General features: G+C 64.6%; 21 protein-coding genes, 1 tRNA gene and 1 pseudogene. 10 read left to right on the forward strand and 13 right to left on the reverse strand.

The genetic code is table 11. From position 1 onward, the window contains the following. Window positions 1-9 precede the first annotated feature (9 nt). The 4 genes from FCE95_RS05185 (at window position 10) to FCE95_RS05195 (ending at window position 2,384) form a co-directional block, all read left to right on the forward strand. Window positions 10-882 carry an AraC family transcriptional regulator gene (locus tag FCE95_RS05185; RefSeq protein ID WP_137265887.1) on the forward strand — a complete coding sequence of 291 codons (873 nt, stop codon included), beginning with the start codon at window positions 10-12 and terminating at the stop codon, window positions 880-882. After that, window positions 879-1,412: a VOC family protein gene (locus FCE95_RS05190; RefSeq protein ID WP_223266781.1), complete on the forward strand. Its 534-nt coding sequence runs from the start codon at window positions 879-881 to the stop codon at window positions 1,410-1,412. Before FCE95_RS05185 ends, FCE95_RS05190 begins: the two co-directional genes overlap by 4 nt. Before the next feature lie 216 nt (window positions 1,413-1,628). After that, window positions 1,629-1,775, forward strand: a complete 147-nt coding sequence (locus FCE95_RS17040; protein WP_189644639.1) for a hypothetical protein — start codon at window positions 1,629-1,631, stop codon at window positions 1,773-1,775. Between the two features lie 87 nt (window positions 1,776-1,862). Beyond that, window positions 1,863-2,384: a hemerythrin domain-containing protein gene (locus tag FCE95_RS05195; protein ID WP_137265888.1), complete on the forward strand. Its 522-nt coding sequence runs from the start codon at window positions 1,863-1,865 to the stop codon at window positions 2,382-2,384. Between the two features lie 89 nt (window positions 2,385-2,473). Here the strand turns inward: FCE95_RS05195 and FCE95_RS05200 are convergent, their stop codons facing one another. The 9 genes from FCE95_RS05200 to murJ form a co-directional block, all read right to left on the reverse strand. Next, entirely contained in the window at window positions 2,474-3,646 is a 1,173-nt protein-coding gene (locus FCE95_RS05200; protein ID WP_189644640.1) for a sensor histidine kinase, read from the reverse strand. A 197-nt stretch (window positions 3,647-3,843) separates the two neighbouring features. Next, window positions 3,844-3,919: transfer RNA gene (locus tag FCE95_RS05205), tRNA-Thr, on the reverse strand. A 158-nt stretch (window positions 3,920-4,077) separates the two neighbouring features. Then, window positions 4,078-4,746 carry a L,D-transpeptidase gene (locus FCE95_RS05210; protein ID WP_137266460.1) on the reverse strand — a complete coding sequence of 223 codons (669 nt, stop codon included), beginning with the start codon at window positions 4,744-4,746 and terminating at the stop codon, window positions 4,078-4,080. Between the two features lie 149 nt (window positions 4,747-4,895). Continuing rightward, window positions 4,896-5,156, reverse strand: coding sequence for a hypothetical protein (locus tag FCE95_RS05215; RefSeq protein WP_137265889.1), 261 nt, complete (start codon window positions 5,154-5,156; stop codon window positions 4,896-4,898). 407 nt (window positions 5,157-5,563) lie between these two features. After that, complete coding sequence (gene ispH / locus FCE95_RS05220) at window positions 5,564-6,514, reverse strand: 4-hydroxy-3-methylbut-2-enyl diphosphate reductase (protein ID WP_137265890.1); 951 nt, start codon at window positions 6,512-6,514, stop codon at window positions 5,564-5,566. Between the two features lie 8 nt (window positions 6,515-6,522). Continuing rightward, on the reverse strand, window positions 6,523-7,032 hold the full coding sequence (gene lspA / locus FCE95_RS05225) for a signal peptidase II (protein ID WP_137265891.1): 510 nt from the start codon (window positions 7,030-7,032) through the stop codon (window positions 6,523-6,525). A 101-nt stretch (window positions 7,033-7,133) separates the two neighbouring features. Continuing rightward, the gene (gene ileS / locus FCE95_RS05230; protein ID WP_223266823.1) at window positions 7,134-9,929 is read right to left on the reverse strand and encodes an isoleucine--tRNA ligase; all 2,796 of its coding nucleotides are present in this window, start codon (window positions 9,927-9,929) and stop codon (window positions 7,134-7,136) included. Between the two features lie 59 nt (window positions 9,930-9,988). Then, the gene (locus FCE95_RS05235; protein ID WP_137265893.1) at window positions 9,989-10,939 is read right to left on the reverse strand and encodes a bifunctional riboflavin kinase/FAD synthetase; all 951 of its coding nucleotides are present in this window, start codon (window positions 10,937-10,939) and stop codon (window positions 9,989-9,991) included. Between the two features lie 144 nt (window positions 10,940-11,083). Beyond that, window positions 11,084-12,742 (reverse strand): murein biosynthesis integral membrane protein MurJ, encoded by a 1,659-nt coding sequence (murJ, locus tag FCE95_RS05240; protein WP_137265894.1) that lies wholly within the window; start codon window positions 12,740-12,742, stop codon window positions 11,084-11,086. Between the two features lie 218 nt (window positions 12,743-12,960). On the opposite strand from murJ, the gene rpsT reads away from it, so the two are divergent. Further along, on the forward strand, window positions 12,961-13,227 hold the full coding sequence (gene rpsT, locus FCE95_RS05245; protein WP_137265895.1) for a 30S ribosomal protein S20: 267 nt from the start codon (window positions 12,961-12,963) through the stop codon (window positions 13,225-13,227). Window positions 13,228-13,384: 157 nt separating this feature from the next. On the opposite strand, the gene cgtA is transcribed toward rpsT, so the two are convergent. From cgtA to rplU, 3 genes are all read right to left on the reverse strand, one after another. Further along, a complete protein-coding gene (cgtA, locus tag FCE95_RS05250; protein ID WP_137265896.1) occupies window positions 13,385-14,431 on the reverse strand; it encodes an Obg family GTPase CgtA in 1,047 nt (348 codons plus the stop codon). A gap of 229 nt (window positions 14,432-14,660) precedes the next feature. Next, the gene (rpmA, locus tag FCE95_RS05255) at window positions 14,661-14,921 is read right to left on the reverse strand and encodes a 50S ribosomal protein L27 (protein WP_137265897.1); all 261 of its coding nucleotides are present in this window, start codon (window positions 14,919-14,921) and stop codon (window positions 14,661-14,663) included. Window positions 14,922-14,933: 12 nt separating this feature from the next. Further along, window positions 14,934-15,254: a 50S ribosomal protein L21 gene (gene rplU / locus FCE95_RS05260; RefSeq protein ID WP_137265898.1), complete on the reverse strand. Its 321-nt coding sequence runs from the start codon at window positions 15,252-15,254 to the stop codon at window positions 14,934-14,936. A gap of 449 nt (window positions 15,255-15,703) precedes the next feature. Between rplU and uvrA the strand changes: the two are divergent. After that, a pseudogene (uvrA, locus tag FCE95_RS05265) lies at window positions 15,704-18,541 on the forward strand (excinuclease ABC subunit UvrA); the annotation flags it as partial. Window positions 18,542-18,673: 132 nt separating this feature from the next. Then, window positions 18,674-19,078 carry an acyl-CoA thioesterase gene (locus FCE95_RS05270; protein ID WP_137266461.1) on the forward strand — a complete coding sequence of 135 codons (405 nt, stop codon included), beginning with the start codon at window positions 18,674-18,676 and terminating at the stop codon, window positions 19,076-19,078. Window positions 19,079-19,199: 121 nt separating this feature from the next. Here the strand turns inward: FCE95_RS05270 and FCE95_RS05275 are convergent, their stop codons facing one another. Beyond that, the gene (locus tag FCE95_RS05275; protein WP_137265900.1) at window positions 19,200-19,643 is read right to left on the reverse strand and encodes a copper chaperone PCu(A)C; all 444 of its coding nucleotides are present in this window, start codon (window positions 19,641-19,643) and stop codon (window positions 19,200-19,202) included. Window positions 19,644-19,683: 40 nt separating this feature from the next. Here FCE95_RS05275 and FCE95_RS05280 point away from each other — a divergent pair, with 40 nt between their 5' ends. The 3 genes from FCE95_RS05280 to FCE95_RS05290 all read left to right on the forward strand — a co-directional run bounded on the left by FCE95_RS05280 (window position 19,684) and on the right by FCE95_RS05290 (window position 22,238). Beyond that, complete coding sequence (locus tag FCE95_RS05280) at window positions 19,684-20,442, forward strand: enoyl-CoA hydratase/isomerase family protein (protein WP_137265901.1); 759 nt, start codon at window positions 19,684-19,686, stop codon at window positions 20,440-20,442. A 2-nt stretch (window positions 20,443-20,444) separates the two neighbouring features. Beyond that, the gene (locus tag FCE95_RS05285; protein ID WP_137266462.1) at window positions 20,445-20,684 is read left to right on the forward strand and encodes a DUF1272 domain-containing protein; all 240 of its coding nucleotides are present in this window, start codon (window positions 20,445-20,447) and stop codon (window positions 20,682-20,684) included. Window positions 20,685-20,780: 96 nt separating this feature from the next. Continuing rightward, window positions 20,781-22,238 carry a serine hydrolase gene (locus FCE95_RS05290; protein WP_137265902.1) on the forward strand — a complete coding sequence of 486 codons (1,458 nt, stop codon included), beginning with the start codon at window positions 20,781-20,783 and terminating at the stop codon, window positions 22,236-22,238. The last annotated feature ends 123 nt before the right edge of the window (window positions 22,239-22,361 follow it).

Raw genomic sequence — 22,361 nt, forward strand, 5'->3', positions numbered from 1 at the left:
GAGAGCCCGATGCTTCGCACGGATACCCAACGCAACTACGGCCGCCGGATCGAAAAGGTCGTCGCCCATCTCGGCGAACGCCTGGACCAGCCCCTGACCTTGGAAGCGTTGGCGGCCGTCGGCCATTTCTCGCCCTACCACTTCCACCGGATCTACCGCGGAATGATGGGCGAAACCGTGGCCGACTCTTTGCGGCGCATGCGCTTGCACCGGGCGGCGGTGGAACTGATCCACGGCACGCGAACGCTGGCCGCGATCGCACGTCTGTGCGGCTACGGCAGCACCGCCGCCTTCAACCGCGCCTTCGCCCAGACCTACGGCTGCCCGCCGGGCGAATTCCGTCGCCGCCGCGGTGCGGACGCGATCCTCGCGCCGCGCCCCACGCAAGATACGAACGAGGACCCCACCATGTATTCGGTCGACATCATCCAACGCGATCCGGTCGTCGTCGCGGCTCTGCGCCATCGCGGCGCCTATCACGAGATCGGCACCGCTTTCGAACGTCTCGGCGCCTGGGCCGGCGGCCGTGGACTGGCGGAAAACCGTTCGTTCGGCGTGTATTACGACGATCCGGAAAGCAAACCGGCGGACGAGCTGAACGCCGACGCTTGCATCGAAATTCCCGAGGCCTTGGCGCTGGAGAGCGGCGGACCGCAACGCCTCACCATCGCCGGCGGCCGCTACGCCGTGCTGATCCACACCGGACCTTACGCGGAACTGGAACGGCCGTACCGCTGGCTATACGGCGAATGGCTGCCCAACAGCGGCGAAGAGGCCGCGGACGCGCCCGTCGTCGAGGAATACCTCAACGATCCGCGCGCGCTGCCCCCTTCGCAATGGCGTACCGCGATCTGCGTGCCGCTGCGCGAGGATCGAGCATGAAGATGGCCTTCGCCGTCATGATCGCCGCCTCTTTCGCTGCCGCTCCCGCCGTCGCCAACGACGCACCGACCAGGAATACCCCGACGATGCGATTGCAATCCGCCTACCCCGTGGTCGTCACCGACAAGATGGCCGAATGCCGCGACTTCTACGTGCGCCACTTCGGTTTCGAAGTCGCGTTCGAAGCCAGCTGGTTCGTGTACCTGAGCGCCGGCGGCGGGCAGCCGTACGCGATCGCGTTCATGACGCCCGATCACCCTTCGCGTCCGCCGGGACCGGAAAAATTCGACGGCAAGGGATTGTTCCTGACCCTGCAGGTCGACGATGCCGCGAAGGAATTCGAAAGGCTGCGCAAAGCCGGCGTCGCCGTCGCTTATCCGGTCGCGGACGAGCCCTGGGGCCAGCGTCGGTTCGGTGTGGTCGATCCGTCGGGATTGTGGGTGGATGTAGTGCAGCAAACCGAATCCGCTCCGGGCTACTGGGACCCCTACATGCGCGTCGAGCAAGCCGCCGACCCGTCGCGAAATTGATCGATGGCGATCTGCGCACGAACGAAAAATCATGCAACCCTCTCTCGATCGATCGCGTCTCTCTTGAACACGATGCGATAACTTTCGGTTGCTTTGTTGCGTTCGAACTGAAGCGTTCATCGTGGGTTGTCTGAGTTCACGCTCCCGTACATGAGTAGAGCGCAGCCTGCATGCAGGAAGTGGATTCTCCACGTCCTTATCAGGAGCAATAACATCATGACGAACCAAAACGACACCAAGCCCAACCCCGGCCAGGACGACAAGGGCCAGGATCCGAACCGCAAGGATCAGGGCGGCCAGGAAGGCCGTCAGCCGGGTCAGGGCGACGACAAGAAGCAGACGAGCGGCGGCCAGAACCGCTAATCCGATGCGAAGCAGCGGCCCCGGTAGCGCGGGGCCATTGTTTAAGACCCAACCGCTAGCCATAGCGCCATCGCCAAAGGATCGGAAATGCCTCGCGACATACTGAAAACGCTGCAAGAAGAGCACGATCTCGTGCGTTCGCTTTTCGACGAGATCAAGGGCACCACGGATCGCGCGAAGAAGAAACGCGGCGATCTGCTCGCTAAGATCGAAAACAATCTCCTTCCACACGCAAAATGGGAAGAGACCGTCTTCTACCCGGCCTTCAAGGAACGCGCAGACCGCGACGGCTTGCAGACGCACGCCGAAGCGGTGGAAGAGCACAAGGCCGTCGAAGATACGGTGATGCCGGACGTGCGTGCCGCGGACATCGAGTCGCCGGAATTCGCCGGACGCGTGAAGGTCTTCGGCGAAATGATCGAGCACCACGCCGACGAAGAAGAGAAGACCATGTTCAAGATGGCGCGGAAGATGTTCACTCCCGCCGAGCGCGCGGAGATGGACGCGGCCTACGAAGCGTGGAAGGAATCGCCTGCCGGCCTGACCGCCGTCCGAGCGGCGCAAGCCAAGAACGGCGCCAAGGGCGCGATGAGATCCATGGTCGGGTAAATCCGACAGACCACCACCGCACTCCGGTTGCCCGCGGATCCGTGCAGTTTTCGCTATCCGATCGAATCGCGCAGGATGCCCGTTTCGAATCAGCCGACCAAGACGGGAGCGCTAGCGACGACGCTCGCCTCGGGCAACGAATGGCGAGGCAAGTCGACGGTGAAAACGCATCCGGTGCCGGGAAGATTGCGGACGCTGAGAATGCCCCCGTTCGCTTTGACGCTGCGCCGGGAAATGGACAGGCCGAGCCCCAGGCCGCTGGAGTCCACGCCTACCTGCGTGAACGGAAGGAACATTCTTTCGGCGTCGCCCGCCCGCAGGCCGCCGCAGCGGTCCTCGACATCGATCAAAATACGGTCGGCCACGGCATAAGCGTTGAGGCTGACCTCGCTGTGGGCGTGCGTGTACTTGAAAGCGTTCTGCAGCAGGTTTCCCACGGCGGACAAGAGCAGATCCCGATCCGCATCCACGCCCAGCAGTGGATCGACGTTCGAAACGGTCAACATGCAACCCTTGACCTGCGCTTCGAGCGTTGCCGAAAGCTTGATCTCGGCGATGAAGTCGGCAAGAGAGAACAGCCGATGCTGGATGGGCATCCCGGCCGTCATCCGAACCTCGGCCAAGGAGCGGTCTATCAGGTTGCCCAAGCCGACCAAGGCGCGGTCGAGCACGCCGCCCGTGGCGCCGGTCAAACCGACATTGCCTTCCTTGATGATCGAAAGCGCGAGCGTGGCGGTACAGAGCAGGTTCCGCAATTCATGGGCGAAGAACCCCAAGCGTTCGTTCAACGCGTCGGCCTGCTGGCCGGCTACGACGAAATCGTGCTGATAGCCGAATTCGGTGACGGCGGTCGCGATGGCATTGTCTAGGCAACGGTTGAGGGTCCTGAACTCATCGATGTCGATGACGACCCCTTCTTCGAAAGCCAAGTCGGTGATGGCTTGGCAAAGATCGCCGTAGTCGTGGACGACTTCATCGACCGTAAATCCATGCTGCAACAGTTCCCGGCCGTGAAGCGCGGCCGATTCGCTGATCTCCGACAAAGCCGACTGGCCGCCGCCCGACGCGCCGGAAATCTTGCGGCTCTGCATCGGGTCGGACGTCTGCTCAACCTTGAGCGTCTTGATGAGCTGTTCGAGGAACACGGTGATCCCATGCTCCAATTCTTTCTCCGGCACGCCCGGCGGCGCCCGTTGGGCGACCTTTATCCTGCAACGGGTGATCAACTCGTCCCGATGCGACGTAAGGAATTCGTGCATCATCGCGGCACCATACGCCTCATCTGTTCAGGTCGCGCAAGCGGCGGCCTGGATCCATTGTGGCTAGCGGCGCACTGGAGGGTATCTCTTCGTTCGGCGGGCGTCCCAAGTACGCTTCGACGGCCCGGCAAAGTGGATACGGCGACCTGGAATCCAGAGAATTACTTTTAATTCTTTGATTCTAAAAGTCTTTATGGAGATGGTGCCGGAAATAGGAATCGAACCTACGACCTACGCATTACGAATGCGCCGCTCTACCGACTGAGCTATTCCGGCGTGTTTTTCTCGGGATCCGGCCGAACCGGCCGTTCCGGGCCGGCAATTGTAGGTTTCTCAGGGCTTTAGGGTCAATCGACCGGGCGCAGCCGCAGTTCCTTGGGGGCGAAGACCATGTCCTCGGGCTCGCCATGCAATTCCGGACCGAATGGGGCCCCTCACCGGCGGGCGTGCCGTGCGCGTCGTCCATCGTTGCGTTGCGTAGTCTGGCGACTTTGCGCGAACTCCGGGAAGGTCTCCGCCATCGGCGCCGCATCCGGCAAGATGTAGAACACCCCGCCCCGCTCGAACGTCGGACGGATGATCCGCTCGTAAAACTCGGGCGAGACGTTGATGCAGCCATGAGTGACGCGGTTGTCGTCCGGCGAAGGCGATGCCAGTCGTTCGACGCGTCTCTCGGCCGGGACGCCAGTAGCCGTAGGGTGGATGGAGACCGAGGAATCGTAGTCCACCCACAGCACGCGCCCAGCGTCGATGGACGGACCGAAACCGCCCACAAAGCGACCCGCAGGCGTCGTGCGATCCCGGCCCGGAATCTCGCGCAGCGCGAGACCGGCGATGCCGGGTGCCGTGTGATCGCCGATCGCCGAGCCAAAGAGCCCAGGTGCGGCGCCGCGAAGCCGGCCGTCGCCGCCGAATACCAAGATCTGTGCGGCGGCCTTGTCTATGACCGCGAACGGATAGCCTTGGCTATCCTTGGTTGCGACAACCCAGCCCGCAAGCTCGATCACCGTGCCGGAGACATCTTGGCCTCGCGGAAGCTGGTCGACGCCGGCGACCGGTTGCGCGGCGTTGGCCACGCCGAAGCTCGCGAACGCCAGCGCCAGCGCACCCAAAACGGCCCGGATCGCAGGGTATGTGTACGTACGGATGAGACGGTTCCTTAGAACGAAGACTCGGGTGAAGCTAAAGAGACCGGTGGCCAGAAGGCCACCGGTCCCGGTTCAGGCCGTTCTCGCGAATGGTGCAAGAGCGACTAACCGCGCGGCGCGCGGCGCGGCGCCGCTTCGAGCTTCTGAACGCGGCTTTCTATTTGATCCAGCCGTTGGTTGGCCTGCTGCGCGGACTGATTGGCGGATTCCGCGCTCTGGGCCGCGCCCTGCACCTTCGTGTCGAGTTGATCGAGGCGCGAGTTGATCCCCGCAAATTCTTCTTTATAGGTGGCGCAGGCGCCAAGGCCCAAGGTGACGACGATCGCCACGCCGAGCTTCGCCAGATGTTGCTTGGTCATAAGCATTCCAATCCTCCTCGTCTGGTGTGTCGGAAATGGAATATAGCGGCCTTTTTGCCGGAGTCATGACTCGCCTTCAGCTGGCATTGGAATACGTAGATGGATTGTGAAGATGTGGTAATTAGCGAGAGTCGCGGCCCGTAGTGCGAGCCGTTTTGCATCGACTCCTCCCAATTCATCAGCAAGGAAAGCTATACCGGCCCCTCCAATGCGTCTAGCCGGTCGGCATAATCTCTACCGCTACTACTGCACGACGCGCAATGTCCGCTTCGGGTCGAAAGCAGCCCGGCTGAAGCCATCGATAAGCCACCATCCTCTCAGCATCGCGAATAGGCGCCTAGAAGCGGAACCGTCCGTATCGGATGGAACCCCGAAAATACAAAAGCCCGCGCTTGTTTCTACGGGCTTTAGGGTCAATCGACCAGGCGCAGCCGCAGCTCCTTGGGCAGGGCGAAGACCATGTCCTCGGGTTCGCCGTGCAGTTCGCGGACCGAATGGGCGCCCAGTTCGTGCAGGCGCTCCAGCACGCCCTGCACCAGGATCTCCGGGGCTGAGGCGCCGGCGGTGACGCCGATGTGCTGGCGGCCGTGGACCCAATGCGGGTCGATTTCGACCGCGCCGTCGATCAGATGGGCCTCGACGCCCTCGCGCTCGGCCAGTTCGCGCAAACGGTTGGAGTTGGAGCTGTTCGGCGAGCCCACCACCAGCACCAGATCGCAATGCTGGGCCAGCTCGCGCACCGCATCCTGTCGATTTTGCGTGGCGTAGCAGATGTCGTCGTTCTTGGGCCCTTGGATCAAGGGGAAGCGCGCCTTCAACGCCTCGATGATGCCGCGCGTGTCGTCCACCGACAGCGTGGTCTGAGTGGTGTAGGACAGGTTGTCCGGCTGGTCGACCTGCAGCGTCGCCACGTCGCCGATGTCCTCGACCAGATAAATGCGCCCGACGCCGGCCTGCGCGCTCCACTGCCCCATCGTGCCCTCCACTTCCGGATGCCCGGCGTGGCCGATCAGCACCATGTCGCGGCCCGCGCGGCATTGCCGGGCGACTTCCAAATGCACCTTGGTCACCAGCGGACAGGTGGCGTCGAACACTTTCAGCCCGCGGCGATCGGCTTCGCTGCGCACCGCTTGCGACACGCCGTGCGCGCTGAAGATCACCGTGGCGCCGTCGGGCACTTCGTCTAACTCTTCGACGAAGACCGCGCCGCGATGCTTCAAGTCTTCGACCACGAAACGGTTGTGCACCACCTCGTGGCGAACGTAGATCGGCGCGCCCAGCGTCTCCAGCGCGCGCTTGACGATCTCGATCGCGCGATCGACGCCGGCGCAGAAACCGCGGGGATTGGCCAGGACGACGTTCATAGGGCCTATTATCGCGCTTTCCGGCCGCGGTCGCTGCCGCCGATCAGGCCGAACAAGGCGATGCCCACCGCACCGCAGACGATGGCCGAATCGGCCAGGTTGAAGGCCGGCCAATAATGGTCGCGCCAGTACCACTGCACGAAATCGACCACGTGGCCGTGCTGCAGGCGGTCGATCACGTTGCCCAGCGCGCCGCCGATCACCAGCGCGAACGGCAGCGCCGTCTTCCAGTCGCCGCGGCGGGTGCGACTGAGCCAGAACGACAGCACCAAAGTGATCACGATGGCGAAAGCGGCGAACAGATACTGCTGCCAGCCGCCGGCATCGCTGAGGAAGCTGAATGCGGCGCCGGTGTTGTAGGTGCGGTACCAGTTCCAGAAACCGTCGATCACCGGGATCGCGGTGTATTCGGGCAGGCTGGTGAGCACCCAGTACTTGGTCAGCTGGTCGAGGGCGACGATCGCCACCGACAGCAGCAGCCAGATCAGGGCATTGGGTTTGGGGTGCGATTCGGTCATGTGGGAGCGGCTTCAGCCGCGAGCTTTTTCATTTCAGGTCGCGGCGATCTGCGGGGAGAACTCGCGGCTGAAGCCGCTCCCACAAAAGGCCGATCGGGAAATCAGAACCACTGGCGATCCTCGCCCGGGCCTTCGATGTTGGACACGCAGCGTCCGCACAGTTGCGGATGCGCTTCGGCCAGGCCGATGTCGCCGCGATATTGCCAGCAGCGCACGCACTTCCGCTTCTCGGTGGGCGCGGCTTCGACCACGAGTTCCTTGGCCGCGTCGTCGGCCACCACCGACACGTCGCCGCTGATGAACAGGAAACGCAACTCGTCGGACAGCGGCGCCAGCGCGTTCTGGTCGGCGACGCCGCAACGCAGCGCGATCTCGGCTTCCAGCGCCGCGCCGATCTTGCCTTCGGCGCGCATCGGCTCCAGCACCTTGGCCACTTGTTCGCGCAGTTCCAGCAAACGCTCGAAATCGTGCGCGGACAGCGGCGCGTCGGCTTCCAACGGCGCCAAGCCGTCGTACCAAGTGGCGAACAGCACGTTCTCCTCGCGCTCGCCCGGCAGATAGCCCCACATCTCTTCGGCGGTGTACGCCAGGATCGGCGCGATCCAGCGCACGAAAGCCTCGGCGATGCGGTACATCGCGCTCTGAGCCGAACGGCGGCCGCGCGAGTCCTCGGCCATCGTGTACAGGCGGTCCTTGGTGACGTCCAGGTACAGCGAGCCGAGGTCGACGCTGCAGAAGTTCGACAGCGATTGCACCACTTCGGCGAAGTCGTATCGGGCGTAAGCGTCGGCGATCTTTTCCTGCAATTCGAAAGCGCGGTGCACGATCCAGCGGTCCAGCGCGACCATGTCGCCGAGCGGACGCAGGTGCGCCGCCGGATCGAAGCCCTGCAGGTTGCCCAGCAGGAAGCGCGCGGTATTGCGGATACGGCGGTAGGCGTCGCCGCTGCGTTTGAGGATCTCATCGGAGACCGACATTTCGTTGCGGTAGTCGGTCGCAGCGATCCACAGGCGCAGCACGTCCGCGCCCATCGCATCGATCACCTTTTGCGGCTCGACGACGTTGCCGAGCGACTTGGACATCTTGCGGCCGTCGGCGTCGACGGCGAATCCATGGGTCAACACTTGCCGGTAAGGCGCGGCGCCGTCCATCGCCACGCCGGTGAGCAACGCCGACTGGAACCAGCCGCGGTGCTGGTCCGAGCCTTCCAGATACAGCTCGGCCGGCTTGTGCAAGCCGTCTTGCGGGCGCTGGGCGAGCACGCATTCGTGGCTGGCGCCGGAATCGAACCAGACGTCCAGGATGTCGGTGACTTTTTCGTAACGCGACGCATCGGCGGCGAGCAATTCTTCAGGCTGCAGCGCGTACCAAGCGTCGACGCCTTCGGTTTCGACGCGTTCGGCCACTTTGCGCATCAGCGCGGCCGAATCCGGATGCGGCTCGCCGGTTTCGCGATCGTAGAAAAGCGCGATCGGCACGCCCCAATAACGCTGGCGCGAAATGGTCCAATCCGGGCGGCCTTCGACCATGCCGTAGATGCGGGCCTCGCCCCATTCCGGCACCCACTTCACTTGGCCGATCGCGGCCAGCGCGTCGCGGCGCAGTCCGGCCTGCTCCATCGAAATGAACCATTGCGGCGTGGCGCGGAACGCCACCGGCGTCTTGTGCCGCCAGCAGTGCGGATAACTGTGGTTGAGAACGAAATGGGCGAGCAGCGAACCGTCTTCGCGCAGCTTGGCGACGATGGCGTCGTTCGCTTTCCAGATATGCAAGCCGGCGAGCACGACGTCGCCCGCGGGCGGCGTAGTCGGCAGATAGACGCCGCGGCCGTCGACCGGATTCAGTTCGGCGGCCGAATATTGGTCGATCAAGCCATAGCGTTGGCCGACCGCGAAGTCTTCCTGGCCGTGGCCCGGCGCGGTGTGCACGGCGCCGGTGCCCTCTTCCGCCGACACGTGGTCGCCCAGCAGCACGGGAATATCGCGTTCGGCGTAGAACGGATGCTTGAACAGCTGGCCTTCGAGTTCTACGCCTTTCGCGCGGCCGTGCACGACGTATTCTTCGACGCCGTAACGCTTCAGCGCCTTTTCGGCCAACGCTTCGGCCAGCACCAGCCAACGCCGACGGCCGTTGCGGGCCGGGCCTTCGACCAGCACGTAGTCGAGATCGGCGCCGAGGCTGATCGCCAAGCTCGCCGGAATCGTCCATGGCGTGGTGGTCCAGATCGGCAGCGCTAATTCGACGTCGCCGTCGAGCGGCACGCCGAACGCGGACGCCAGCGCCTGCGGCTGCTTGGCCGCGTAAGCGATGTCCACCGCCGGCGACTGCTTGTCCTGATATTCGATCTCTGCCTCGGCCAGCGCCGACTGGCAATCGAAGCACCAATGCACCGGCTTGAAGCCGCGCGCGACGTGGCCGCGCTCGACGATCTTGGCGAGCGCGCGCAGCATGTCCGCCTCGTAGCGGAAATCCATGGTGCGGTACGGGTTTTCCCAATCGCCGATCACGCCCAGTCGCTTGAAATCGCGGCGCTGGCTGTCGATCTGCTCGGCGGCGTATTCGCGGCATTTGACCCGGAACGCGGCGGCGTCGAGCTTGTCACCAACCTTGCCGTACTTCTTCTCGATGGCGTGCTCGATCGGCAGGCCGTGGCAATCCCAGCCCGGCACGTAGGGCGCGTCGAAGCCGGCCATCAACTTCGACTTGACTACCATGTCCTTCAGCACTTTATTGACCGCATGGCCAATGTGGATCGCGCCGTTCGCGTAAGGCGGACCGTCGTGCAGCACGAACTTGCGCTCGCGGCCTTGCACCTTTTCGCGGATGCGGTGGTACAGGCCTTCGGATTCCCAACGCGCGAGCGTCTGCGGCTCGCGCTTGGGCAGGTCGCCGCGCATCGGGAAATCGGTGGCCGGAAGGTGGATCGTGGCCTTGTAGCGGTGGGTGTCGTTCTCGCTCACGCGTACGCCTGTTTGGGTGCTTGTTGGAGGATGGCACGTGCCTGTGCGGCATCCTTGTGCATTTGCGCGACCAGACTTTGCAGGTCGGGGAATTTCTCTTCGTCGCGCAGCTTGGCCACGAATTCCACTTCGATGCGGCGGCCGTAGAGGTCGCCGTCGAAATCGAACAGATGCGCTTCGAGCAAAGGTTCGACGCCGTCCACCGTCGGCCGCGTGCCGAAGCTGGTCACCGCGGCGATCGGCGTCTTGCCCACGCCGTGCACCCAAGCGGCGTGGATGCCGGTGAAGGCCGGCGTCTTGCCGCCGAAACGCAGATTGGCGGTGGGAAAGCCGAGCGTGCGGCCGAGCTGCGCGCCGCGCACGACGTGCCCGGCGATCGCGTACGGGCGTCCGAGCAGACGCGAAGCGAGACGGAAATCGCCGTCGCCGAGCGCGTTGCGGATGCGGGTGCTGGAGACACGCTCGCCGTCGAGCGCCACCGGCTCGATTTCGCCGGCTTCGAAATCCAGGTGCGTTCCCAACCGGCGCAACGTGGCCATATCGCCGCCGCGCTTACGGCCGAAACGGAACTCCGGCCCAACCCAGACCTCGCGTGCGGACAGCCTGCCGACGAGCACGTCGCGCACGAAATTCTCGGCGCTCATCGACGCCAAGCGCACGTCGAAACGCAGCAGACCGATGCCGTCGGCGCCGAGATCGCGCAGGCCTTCGATCCTGGCGCGCGGCAGAGTGAGCCGCGGCGGCGCAGCGCCGGCGGCGAAGAACTCGCGCGGCAACGGTTCGAAGCTCAACGCGACCGCAGCCACGCCTAAGGCGCGCGCACGCGAAGCCGCATGCCGCACCAGCGCGCGATGGCCCAGATGCAGGCCGTCGAAGGCGCCGATGCAGACCACGCTTCCCTGCGGATATAGGGATCCGCCATCGACGTCGCGAAACAGCCTGCTCATCAGTTCTCTGGTTGTGGACTTTGTGGGAGAGGCTTCAGCCCCGACAACCATGTCGGGGCTGAAGCCCCTCCCACAAGAGCGATACCGATTACCCGCATACGGGTAGATTCCGGAGTATAGCTGCGGTGCAGCAAACCGGCCGGCTCAATGCCTCAGATCGCGCGGCCGGATGCCCTGCAGCCACAACAGCCCGGCATAGGCCGTCGCGCCGCTGCCCACCAGCACCGCCAGCTTCCAGATCCGCTCCCACCACGGCCAGACCGTCCAGCCCTGCCAGTACGCCAAGAAGGCGACTACGACCGCGGTCATGCCGATCGCCGCCACCGCCAATTGACGCAGGAAGCGGGCCCACCCGGCTTGGCTTTCGTAGACGCCGGCACGGCGCAGATACCACCACAGCTGCACGGCGTTGAGCCAACCGGCCAACGCGATCGCCAAAGCCAAGCAGGCGTGCGCGCCGGGAACGCGGCCCAACGCTTCGAACACGCGGCCGCCCGTCGCGGTCAGCGCGGCGCGCCCGGCATCGGTCAAGTACAGCAAGCCCAGCACGAGCGACACCGTGAATACCGCGTTCGCGATCACCGACACCACCGCCGACTTCACCGGCGTCTTGGTGTCCTGCCGCGAATAGAACGCCGGCGCCAATACTTTGACCAGCAGGAACGCCGGGACGGCCGTCGCCTGGGCCATCAGGCTCAGACCGCTCATCCGGGTGTCCTCGGCGGTGAAATTGCCGTGCTGGAACAAGGCCGCCATCAACGGCTGCGCGCACAGGATCAGCCCTAGGCAAGCCGGCACGCCGATCAGCAGGCAAAGCCTGAAACCCCAATCCAACGCCTTCGAAAATCCATGCGGATCGGTGGCGGCGTGGCGGCTGGACAGGTGCGGCAGGATCACCGTGCCGATCGCCACGCCGAACATGCCCAGCGGGAATTCCAGCAGGCGATCGGTGTAGTACAGCCAAGTCACGCTGCCGCCGATCAGGAACGAGGCCATGATCGTGTTGAGCAGCAGGTTCACCTGCGCCACCGATGAGCCGAACAACGTCGGCACCATCAGCTTCATGATCTTGCGCACGCCGGCATGGGCCACGCCCCAGCGCGGCCGCGGCAGCAGACCGATCTTCGCCAACGACGGCAGTTGGAACACCAGTTGCAGCACGCCGGCCGCGAACACGCCCCAGGCCAGCGCCAGCACCGGTTCGCGCATGAAGGGCGCCACGCACAGCGCCGCGGCGATCATGGCCAAGTTCAGCAACACCGGCGACAAGGCGGGAATCGCGAAGCGCTGGTAGCTGTTGAGGATGCCGCCGGCCAGCGAGGCTAGCGAAATGAACAAGGCGTACGGGAAGGTGATCCGCAGCATCTCCGCGGCCAGCCGGCCCTGTTCGGTGTCGGCGCCGAAACCGGGGGCGAAGATCGGCATGATCCAGGGCGCGGCCAGCACCGCGCCTGCGGTCAGCACCAGCAGGAACGCGGTCAAGGTGCCGGCGACCCGGTCGACCAGTTCCTTCACCGCGGCGTGGTCGCCGCGTTCCTTGTACTCGGCCAGGACCGGGACGAAGGCCATCGAGAACGAGCCCTCGGCCGACAGCCGGCGCATGAAATTGGGGATCCGGAACGCCACCACGAAGGCGTCCATGGCCGGGCTGGCCCCGAACACGGCCGCGTAGACCTGGTCCCGGACCAGGCCCGAGATCCGGGACAGGAAGGTCATGGCGCTGAACACGGCCGTGGAGCGCAGCAGGCCGGACTTGCGGGGGGTGGGCGGCGGGACGGCCGCTGCAGGGTCCGGGGCGTTCATCGGGCAACCTGGCTCTTTGTGGGAGCGGCTTCAGCCGCGAGCGTTTGCCCTTGTGGGAGGGGCTTCAGCCCCGACGAGTTGTCGGGGCTGAAGCCCCTCCCACAAAAGCCGCGCCCGAAACCGGCCCTGAGGTTGACGCAAGTACCTGAATCCCCCATAATTTCCGGCTCGTTTGTCCCAGACACCGCTTTTTTCACCCCAGTTTCCAGGATCCCATCGTGGCCAATATCAAGTCCGCCAAGAAGCGCGCCAAGCAGGCCGTCGTGCGCAATCTGCGCAACGCCAGCCAGCGTTCGATGCTGCGCACCGCCGTCAAGAAAGTCCTCAAGGCGCTCGACGCCAACGACGCCGCCGGCGCCCAGGCCGCTTTCGCCACCGCGCAGCCGATCCTCGATCGCTTCGCCGCGCGCGGCCTGATCCACAAGAACAAGGCCGCTCGCCATAAGAGCCGCCTGTCGGCCCGCATCAAGGCGCTGGCCGCCTGATATCGGCTTAGCGAGCGTTCCGAAAAACCCGGCTTCGGCCGGGTTTTTTGTTGCCCCGGCTTTCGTGGGCGCGAATTCATTCGCACGCATTTCGGTTCCGATGAAAGAGCGTGCGAATGAATTCGCACCTACAAAAATGCCGGCTCCGCGTCGCGACTCAGACGCCATCGGCTTCCCGCTGCTCCGCTTCGGCCAAATTCAATTCGTCTAGGAAGGACTGCACCTTCAGCATCACCTCGCGCGTGCCGTCGTGGGCGAGGCCGGAGATGACGAACCACGGCGCTTTCCAGCCGAGCCGTTCGACGATGTCCTCGGCCAGCGCCTTGGCATCCTCGGTCGGCAGCAAGTCGGCCTTGTTGAGCAGCAGCCAACGCGGCTTGTCCATCAGCGCCGCATCGAAACGCGCGAGTTCGCCTTCGATGGTGCGCACTTGCTCGACCGCGTCGCCGCCGTCCAACGGTTCGACTTCGACCAGATGCAGCAACAGCCGCGTGCGCTGGATGTGGCGCAGGAACAACGCGCCCAAACCGGCGCCTTCCGCCGCGCCTTCGATCAAACCCGGGATGTCGGCGATCACGAAACTGCGCCCCGGCTCCACGCTCACCACGCCCAGGTTCGGATACAGCGTGGTGAACGGATAGTCGGCTACCTTCGGCGTGGCCGCGGACACGGCGCGGATCAGGGTGCTCTTGCCCGCGTTCGGGAAGCCGAGCAGGCCTACGTCGGCCAGCAGCTTCAGCTCCAGCATCAGCGTGCGCTCTTCGCCTTCTTCCCCTGGCGTCGCCTTGCGCGGCGAGCGGTTCACCGAACTCTTGAAATGCATATTGCCCAGGCCGCCCTTGCCGCCCTTGGCGACCAGCAAACGGTCGCCGTGCGCGGTCAGATCGCCGATCACTTCGTCGGTGTCGACGTTGGTGATCGCGGTGCCGACCGGCACGCGGATTTCGATGTCCTCGCCGGCCTTGCCGTACATCTGCCGGCCCATGCCGTTCTCGCCGCGCTGGGCGCGGAAGACTTTCTGGTGGCGGAAATCGACCAGGGTGTTGAGGTTTTCGTCGGCGACCAGCCATACGCTGCCGCCGTCGCCGCCGTCGCCGCCGTCCGGCCCGCCGAGCGGGATGAACTTCTCGCGGCGGAAGCCGATGCAGCCGTTGCCGCCGTTGCCGGCGATGACTTGGATTTCGGCTTCGTCGACGAGTTTCATAGGGGAATTGTGACAGCGATGGGTGAAGTGAAGAAGGAGTTCGGCGGAGCCGCGCTCTAACCCTCTCCCGCCTGCGGGAGAGGGTTGGGTGAGGGCGCGCGGAATGTCAGATCGCCGCGCCCTTCTCTGGAGAAGCTTAAGTCACTGGATTCCCGCCTTCGCGGAATGACGGCTTGAAGAAACGAAAAGCCCCGCACGCGGCGGGGCTTAATCGCATCGCAAGCGAGGATTACTCGCCGGCGACCACGCTGACCGTGCGGCGCTTCTTCGGGCCCTTGGTCGAGAACTCGACCGTGCCGTCGACCAGCGCGAACAAGGTGTGATCGCGGCCCAAGCCGACGCCGGTGCCCGGATGGAACTGGGTGCCGCGCTGACGGATGATGATGTTGCCGGCCTCGATGGCCTGGCCGCCGTAGATCTTCACGCCCAGGTACTTCGGGTTGGAGTCGCGGCCGTTGCGGGTGGAACCTACGCCCTTTTTATGTGCCATGGCGGCTTCTCCTTACTTGCTGTCGCCACCGGCGATGCCGGTGATCTCGATTTCGGTGTAATGCTGCCGGTGGCCCATCTGCTTGCGATGGTGCTTGCGGCGGCGGAACTTCACGATGCGCACCTTGTCGGCGCGGCCGTGGCCCTTCACGGTGGCGGAAACGGTGGCGCCTTTCAGCGCGTCGCCGAGCTTCACGCCTTCGCCGTCGCCCAGCATCAGGATCTGCTCGAACTTGATCTCTTTGCCGGCTTCGACGTCGAGAAGTTCGACGCGGATCGTTTCGCCCTTCATCACGCGGTATTGCTTACCGCCGGTGACCAGAACTGCGTACATGATCGATATTCCTTTCTGTAGTTCTTCTGTAATTTTCATAGCCTGGCCGCCATCGAGGGCGGACAGAAGCGGAATTGTAGGGGATTCAGGGAGTTAGGGTCAACTGGATGAGCGACTTCGGAGCTTCCCCTTCTCCCACCGGGAGAAGGTACCCGGAGGGCGGATGAGGGTTCGGCGTAGCGGCGGAAGGATCCGATCGGGAGACCGGTCGGAAACCCGCGATCTGGACCATCCCAGCTCCGCCGAACCCTCACCCCAACCCCTCTCCCGATGGGAGAGGGGCTAAATCCAGGGCTTAACCGCTCAGTCGCATCTCCTGAGACCTGTCCATGCCAGGCTGGCATTCCGCCGATTTGCCCCCAAATCGTCGGCTCGCTACGCTCCCCTGTTGGCCGCGCATCCGCGCAAGCCCCGCCCGGGGCTTCAACCCGTTGCTGGACCCCTCATCGATGGCGATGGACACCATCCGCATCCGCGGAGCCCGTACCCACAATCTGAAGAACCTGGACCTGGACCTGCCCCGCGACCGGCTGATCGTGATCACCGGCCTGTCGGGCTCGGGCAAGTCGTCCCTGGCCTTCGACACCATCTACGCGGAAGGCCAGCGCCGCTACGTGGAGTCGCTGTCGGCCTATGCGCGCCAGTTCCTGAGCGTGATGGAGAAGCCGGACGTCGACCATATCGAGGGCCTGAGCCCGGCGATCTCGATCGAACAGAAATCGACCTCGCACAACCCGCGTTCGACCGTCGGCACCATCACCGAGATCTACGACTACCTGCGCCTGCTCTACGCCCGCGTCGGCCTGCCGCGCTGCCCTGACCACGGCTATCCGTTGGAAGCGCAGACCGTCAGCCAGATGGTCGACCAGGTGTTGGCGCTGGCCAAGGATCCCAAGACCGCCGAACAGCGCTGGATGCTGCTCGCGCCCGTGGTGCGCGAACGCAAAGGCGAGCATGCGCAGATTTTCGAGCAGCTGCGCGCGCAGGGCTACGTGCGCGTGCGCGTGGACGGCCAGTTGTACGAAATGGACGCGCTGCCCACGCTCGCGCTGCGCCAGAAGCACACCATCGAAGCCGTCATCGACCGTTTCAAGGTGCGCGAAGACCTCAAGCAGCGTTTGGCCGAATCGTTCGAGACCGCGCTTAAGCTCGGCGACGGCATGGCGCAAGTGATGTCGCTCGACGACGAGAATGCGCCGCAACTGCTGTTCTCGTCGAAATACAGCTGCCCGGTGTGCGATTACTCGCTGCCGGAACTGGAACCGCGCCTGTTCTCGTTCAACTCGCCGGTCGGCGCCTGCCCCGAATGCGACGGCCTGGGCGTAAGCCAGTTCTTCGATCCGGCGCGCGTGGTCGTGCATCCGGAACTGTCGCTGGCGGCCGGCGCGGTGCGCGGCTGGGACCGGCGCAACGCCTATTACTTCCAGCTGATCCAGTCGCTGGCCAAGCACTTCAAGTTCAGCGTCGACACGCCGTGGCAGGAATTGGACGAAGCGTCGCGCCAGGCGGTGCTGTACGGCAGCGGCAAAGAAGTGATCACCTTCAGCTACATCACCGACTCGGGCGGCCGCACACAGCGCAAGCACAAGTTCGAAGGCATCGTGCCGAACCTGGAGCGCCGCTACCGCGAGACCGAATCCTCCGCGGTGCGCGAGGAATTGGCGAAATACATCAGCGACCGGCCCTGCCTGCAATGCGGCGGCGCGCGCCTGAACCGCTCGGCGCGCAACGTGTTCGTCGCAGACAAGCCGATGCAGGACATCGTGGTGCTGCCGATCGACCAGGCGCTGTCGTTCTTCGGCCAGATGGAATTGCCCGGCTGGCGCGGCGAGATCGCGGCCAAGATCGTCAAGGAAATCCGCGAGCGCTTGAGCTTCCTGGTCGACGTCGGCCTGGATTACCTCACCCTGGAACGCAAAGCCGACACGCTCTCGGGCGGCGAAGCGCAACGCATCCGCCTGGCTTCGCAGATCGGCGCCGGCCTGGTCGGCGTGATGTACGTGCTGGACGAGCCGTCGATCGGCTTGCACCAGCGCGACAACGAGCGCCTGCTCGGCACGCTCACCCGGCTGCGCGATCTGGGCAACACGGTGATCGTGGTCGAACACGACGAGGACGCGATCCGCCTGGCCGACCATATCGTCGACATCGGCCCGGGCGCGGGCGTGCACGGCGGCGAGATCGTCGCCCAGGGCACGTTCGAACAAGTCTTGAAGGCGCCGCGTTCGCTCACCGGCCAATACCTCAGCGGCAAGAAGCGGATCGAAATCCCCAAGCTGCGCAACAAGCCGAACAAGAAGATGACGCTGAGGCTGCAAGGCGCCAGCGGCAACAATCTGAAGGACGTGGACCTGGAAATCCCGTCGGGCCTGTTCACCGCCATCACCGGCGTGTCCGGTTCGGGCAAGTCGACCCTGATCAACGACACCCTGTACGCCCTGGCGGCGAACGAGATCAACGGCGCTTCGCACAAGCCGGCCCCGTACCGCGACGTCAAGGGCCTGGATTTGTTCGACAAAGTCGTCGACATAGACCAGTCGCCGATCGGCCGCACGCCGCGTTCGAATCCGGCCACCTACACCGGCCTGTTCACGCCGCTGCGCGAACTGTTCGCGCAGGTGCCGGAATCGCGCGCGCGCGGCTATTCGCCGGGCCGCTTCAGCTTCAACGTGCGCGGCGGCCGTTGCGAAGCCTGCCAAGGCGACGGACTGATCAAGGTCGAGATGCACTTCCTGCCCGACGTGTACGTGCCTTGCGATGTCTGCCACGGCAAGCGCTACAACCGCGAAACGCTGGAGATCCTGTACAAGGGCTTCAGCATCCACGACGTGTTGGAGATGACGGTCGAGGACGCGCTGAAGCTGTTCGAGCCGGTGCCGGCGTTGGCGCGCAAGCTCGAGACGCTGATGGATGTGGGCCTGAGCTATATCAAGCTCGGCCAACCGGCGACCACGCTGTCCGGCGGCGAAGCGCAGCGCGTGAAGCTGTCCAAGGAACTGTCGCGGCGCGACACCGGCCGCACGCTCTACATCCTGGACGAGCCGACCACGGGCCTGCACTTCCACGACATCGAGCACCTGCTCACCGTGCTGCACAAGCTGCGCGACGACGGCAACACCATCGTGGTGATCGAACACAATCTGGACGTGATCAAGACCGCCGACTGGGTCATCGACCTGGGTCCGGAAGGCGGCCATCGCGGCGGCGAGATCATCGCCGCCGGCACGCCGGAAGAATTGGCGGCGATGCCGAAGTCTTATACCGGGCAGTTCCTAGCTAAGACGTTGGGGCTGGAGAAGCCGGCGCGGCGCAAGAGCGCGGCTTGAGATCAGGAACTAGTGAACAGGAATTAGGAACTAGTAAGATCGCCAGGCCACTCGTTTCTCGTTCCTATTTCACTAGTTACTAAGCTTATGGGTTTGGACAACGAAAAAACCCTGTTCCGCATGCCCATCGCGCTGCGCTGGCGCGATCTGGACGCGTTCAACCACGTCAACAATTCCAACTTCCTCACCTATCTGGAGGAAGCGCGGATCCGCTGGTTCGATTCGCTGGGCGAGGAGTGGGTGACCGACCAAGTCGCTCCGCTGCTGGCGGCGGTGCAGATGAACTACCGTCAGCCGATCCCGTATCCCTCGGAAGTGACCGTCGAACTGTTCGCCGAGCGCGTCGGCAACACCAGCGTGACCTTGGGCCATCGCATCGTTAGCGAGGACGGAGCGATCCTGTACGCGGACGGCCATGTGGTGATGGTGTGGATCGAGCGCGCCAGCGGCCGGCCCACGCCCCTGCCCGATCCCGTGCGCCGCGCATCGGCTTTGTAGAGTCGAGCCTGCTCGATTGCTCTGGCTTTGTGGGAGCGGCTTTAGCCGCGAGCTCTTTCCTGCACGTCGCTGGGATCTTCGCGCAAGAGCTCGCGGCTAAAGCCGCTCCACAAAGCGAGAATCAGAGCGCAGAAGGATTGCGCACTTCGAATTCGCCCAGCACCTTGCGTCCGTCGGCCAATTCGAATTCCACCACCACCTTGCTGCCCGCTTTCAACGCCGAACGCGGCTGCATCAGCATCAGATGCAATCCGCCCGGCTTCAGCGTCGCCGCGCCGTCCGGCGCGATGCGCAGTTCGGGCACCGCGCGCATCTTGCTGACGCCGTCGACGATGCGGGTTTCGTGGAGCTCGACGCTGCCGTAAGCCGGGCTGCTCGCGGCCACGACCGTAGCCGGCGCCGGACAGCGGTTTTCGATGCGGCCGAAGCCGGCCTGCATCGGCATGCCGCCGGGAACCAAGCGGATCCAGGCGTCGCGCACTTGCGGCGAGCAATCGCGGGCGAAGGACGGGCTGCTCAGCGCGGCCAGCAACGAAAACGACAGGGCGGCGGAAATTCTGTTCATGAGCCTATGATAACGGCCAACCGCCTTTCCGACCGAACCCATGACCTCGCTCATCGCTATCGAAGACCACGGCAGCATCCGGGAATTGCGGCTGGCGCGCGCGCCGGTCAACGCCCTGAATCCGGCCTTGTGCGCCGAACTGGCATCGGCGATCGCCGATGCCGCCGCGCAAGGCGCGCAAGGCCTGGTGCTGAGCGGCGGCCCCAAGGTGTTCTCGGCCGGGCTGGACGTGCCGCATCTGCTGACGATCGACGACCGCGGCGCTTTGAAAGCGGCCTGGGAAACCTTCTTCGCCGCCGCGCGCGCATTGGCGGCGTGCCCGGTGCCGGTCGTGGCGGCCATCGCCGGCCATGCGCCGGCCGGCGGTTGCGTGCTGGCTTTGTGCTGCGACTACCGGATCATGGCCTCGGGTCCGTTCCGGATCGGCCTGAACGAAACCCAGGTCGGCCTGGCCGCGCCGGAAGGCATCCGGAGGCTGATGGCGCGCGTGGTCGGCCCTTATCGCGCCGAACGCTTGCTGGTCGCCGGCGAGATGGTGGAAGCCGAACGCGCGCTGGCGATCGGCTTGGTCGACGAACTCGCCGACATCGATCACGTCCCCGTCCGCGCCCGCGCATGGCTGGAAGAACTGCTGAAGTTGCCGCGCAAGCCGATGCTGACCACGCGCGGTTTCGCCCGCGCCGATCTGATCGCCGCTCTGCATCCCGACTTCATCCAGCTCGACCGCTTCATCGATGCATGGAACGAACCCGATACGCAAGCCGGCCTGCGCGCCCTGGTCGCCAAACTGGGCAAGTGACGATGCTGCAAATGCGCCCGTGCTGCGAATGCTGCGGCCGCGACTTGCCGGCCGATACCGCCGGCGCGCTGATCTGCTCGTTCGAATGCACGTTCTGCGCGGATTGCGATGCGCGCACGCTGCATGGGCGTTGCCCGAATTGCGGCGGCGAACTGCGGCCGCGCCCGACCCGCATCGGCGATGCGTTGGCGCGCCACCCCGCTTCCAACGAGTGCGTCGTCAAGCCTGGCGGCTGTCCATAGCTTTTTTTGCGTCAACCCGGCGCAGGCTCGAGCGTTCACCCCGCATCGCACCGGCATCGCCGCCGGTGGAACAGGGGTACCGCCATGTTTTTTGAGATGCGCATCGCCCGCCGGAACCGAATCTTTCCGATCTCGCTGCTGCTTGCCGCCCTGCTGCCTTTTTCGGCCTTCGCGCAAAAGGCCGAGACCCCGGCCGAACGCACCGACCGTGCCGTGCAAGCCTTCGTGACCCAATACCGGGTGCCGGGCGCGCAGGTCGCGGTAGTCAAGGACGGCGCCATCGTCTTCTCTCGCGCTTACGGCAAGGCGAACGTGGCGCTCGACGTTCCCGCCACCAAGCAGAACGTGTTCACGCTCGCTTCGATCACCAAGGCTTTCACCGGACTGGCCGCGATGCAGGCGGTCGAGGCCGGCAAGCTCGATTTGTCCGCGCCGGTTTCGCGCTATCTGGACGGCCTGCCCGAGGCATGGCGCGCCGTCACCATCCGTCAATTGCTCAGCCATATGTCGGGCCTGCCCGACACCAATCGCGCGCCGACCGTCGACAGCAATGCCGAAGAAGCCTGGCGCTGGACGCTAGCGCAACCGGTGTACTTCGCGCCGGGCGAGCGTTTCCACTATTGCCAGACCAACTACACGCTCATCCAGCGCGTACTGAACCGGCTCTACGGCAGAAGCGAGGACGCGATGGTCGGCGAGGCGCAGATCGCCGCCGCCGGCATGGTCCGCACGCGCTACGGCGACGCGCGCGATCTGATCGTCGGCAAGGGACCCGATTATCAGTTCGTGCGTTCGACGCCCGCCGCGTCAGGCGTGCTCGAGCAACGCTATCCCGTGTCCCTGCCTTTCCATCGTGCGTCGAACGGTTTGGCGAGCACCGCTGAGGACGTGGCGCGTTGGATCATCGCGCTCGAACAAGGGAAGCTGCTCGAGCCCAAGCAGATCGAGACGATGTGGACTCCGGCCGCGTTCAACGACGGCAAGCCGGGCCAATGGGGCATGGGCTGGACGATCCTGCCGCGCGGCGCCGGGCATCGTGCGGTAGGCATGACCGGCGGCGCGCGTTCGGCCTTTTACCTGTATCCCGAAGATGATGTCGCGGTCGTCATTCTCACCAATCTCGTCGGCAGCTACCCAGAAGACGAGATCGACCGGATCGCCACCTATTGGGCGCCCGGTTTGCGAATCACGGGCGTGCCGGCGCTGCGGATCGCGCTCGACGACGCCGGCTACGACCGCGCCGTGCAGGTCGCCGGCAACATCGCCAAAAAAGATCCCGCGCAGCGTTGGAACGAAGCCGAACTCAACGATTGGGGTTACCGATTGCTGCACAGCGGCCGCCCGCGCGACGGCCTGGAGATCATGAAGCTCGTCGTCGCGCTCTTTCCCCGCAGCGGCAACGCGGAGGATAGTTTGGGCGAGGCTTATGCGATCAACGGCGATATCCGCCAGAGCATCGTCCATTACCGACGCTCGCTAGCCCTCGATCCTGCCAATACACACGCGACGCAGCAGATCGAACGGCTCGAAAAGAAGTCTTCCGCTGAAAATTGATCCGTTGACGCAAGAAACTTATCGATGCGCCTGAAATGGATCGTCATCCCGGCGAAACGAGCGAAGCGAGTTAACAGCGAAGCTGGCCCGAAGGGCGAGTGCACAGCGCGAGTCAAGCCGGGA

This window comes from Luteimonas gilva, assembly GCF_005239095.1.
Taxonomy (GTDB): domain Bacteria; phylum Pseudomonadota; class Gammaproteobacteria; order Xanthomonadales; family Xanthomonadaceae; genus Luteimonas_C; species Luteimonas_C gilva.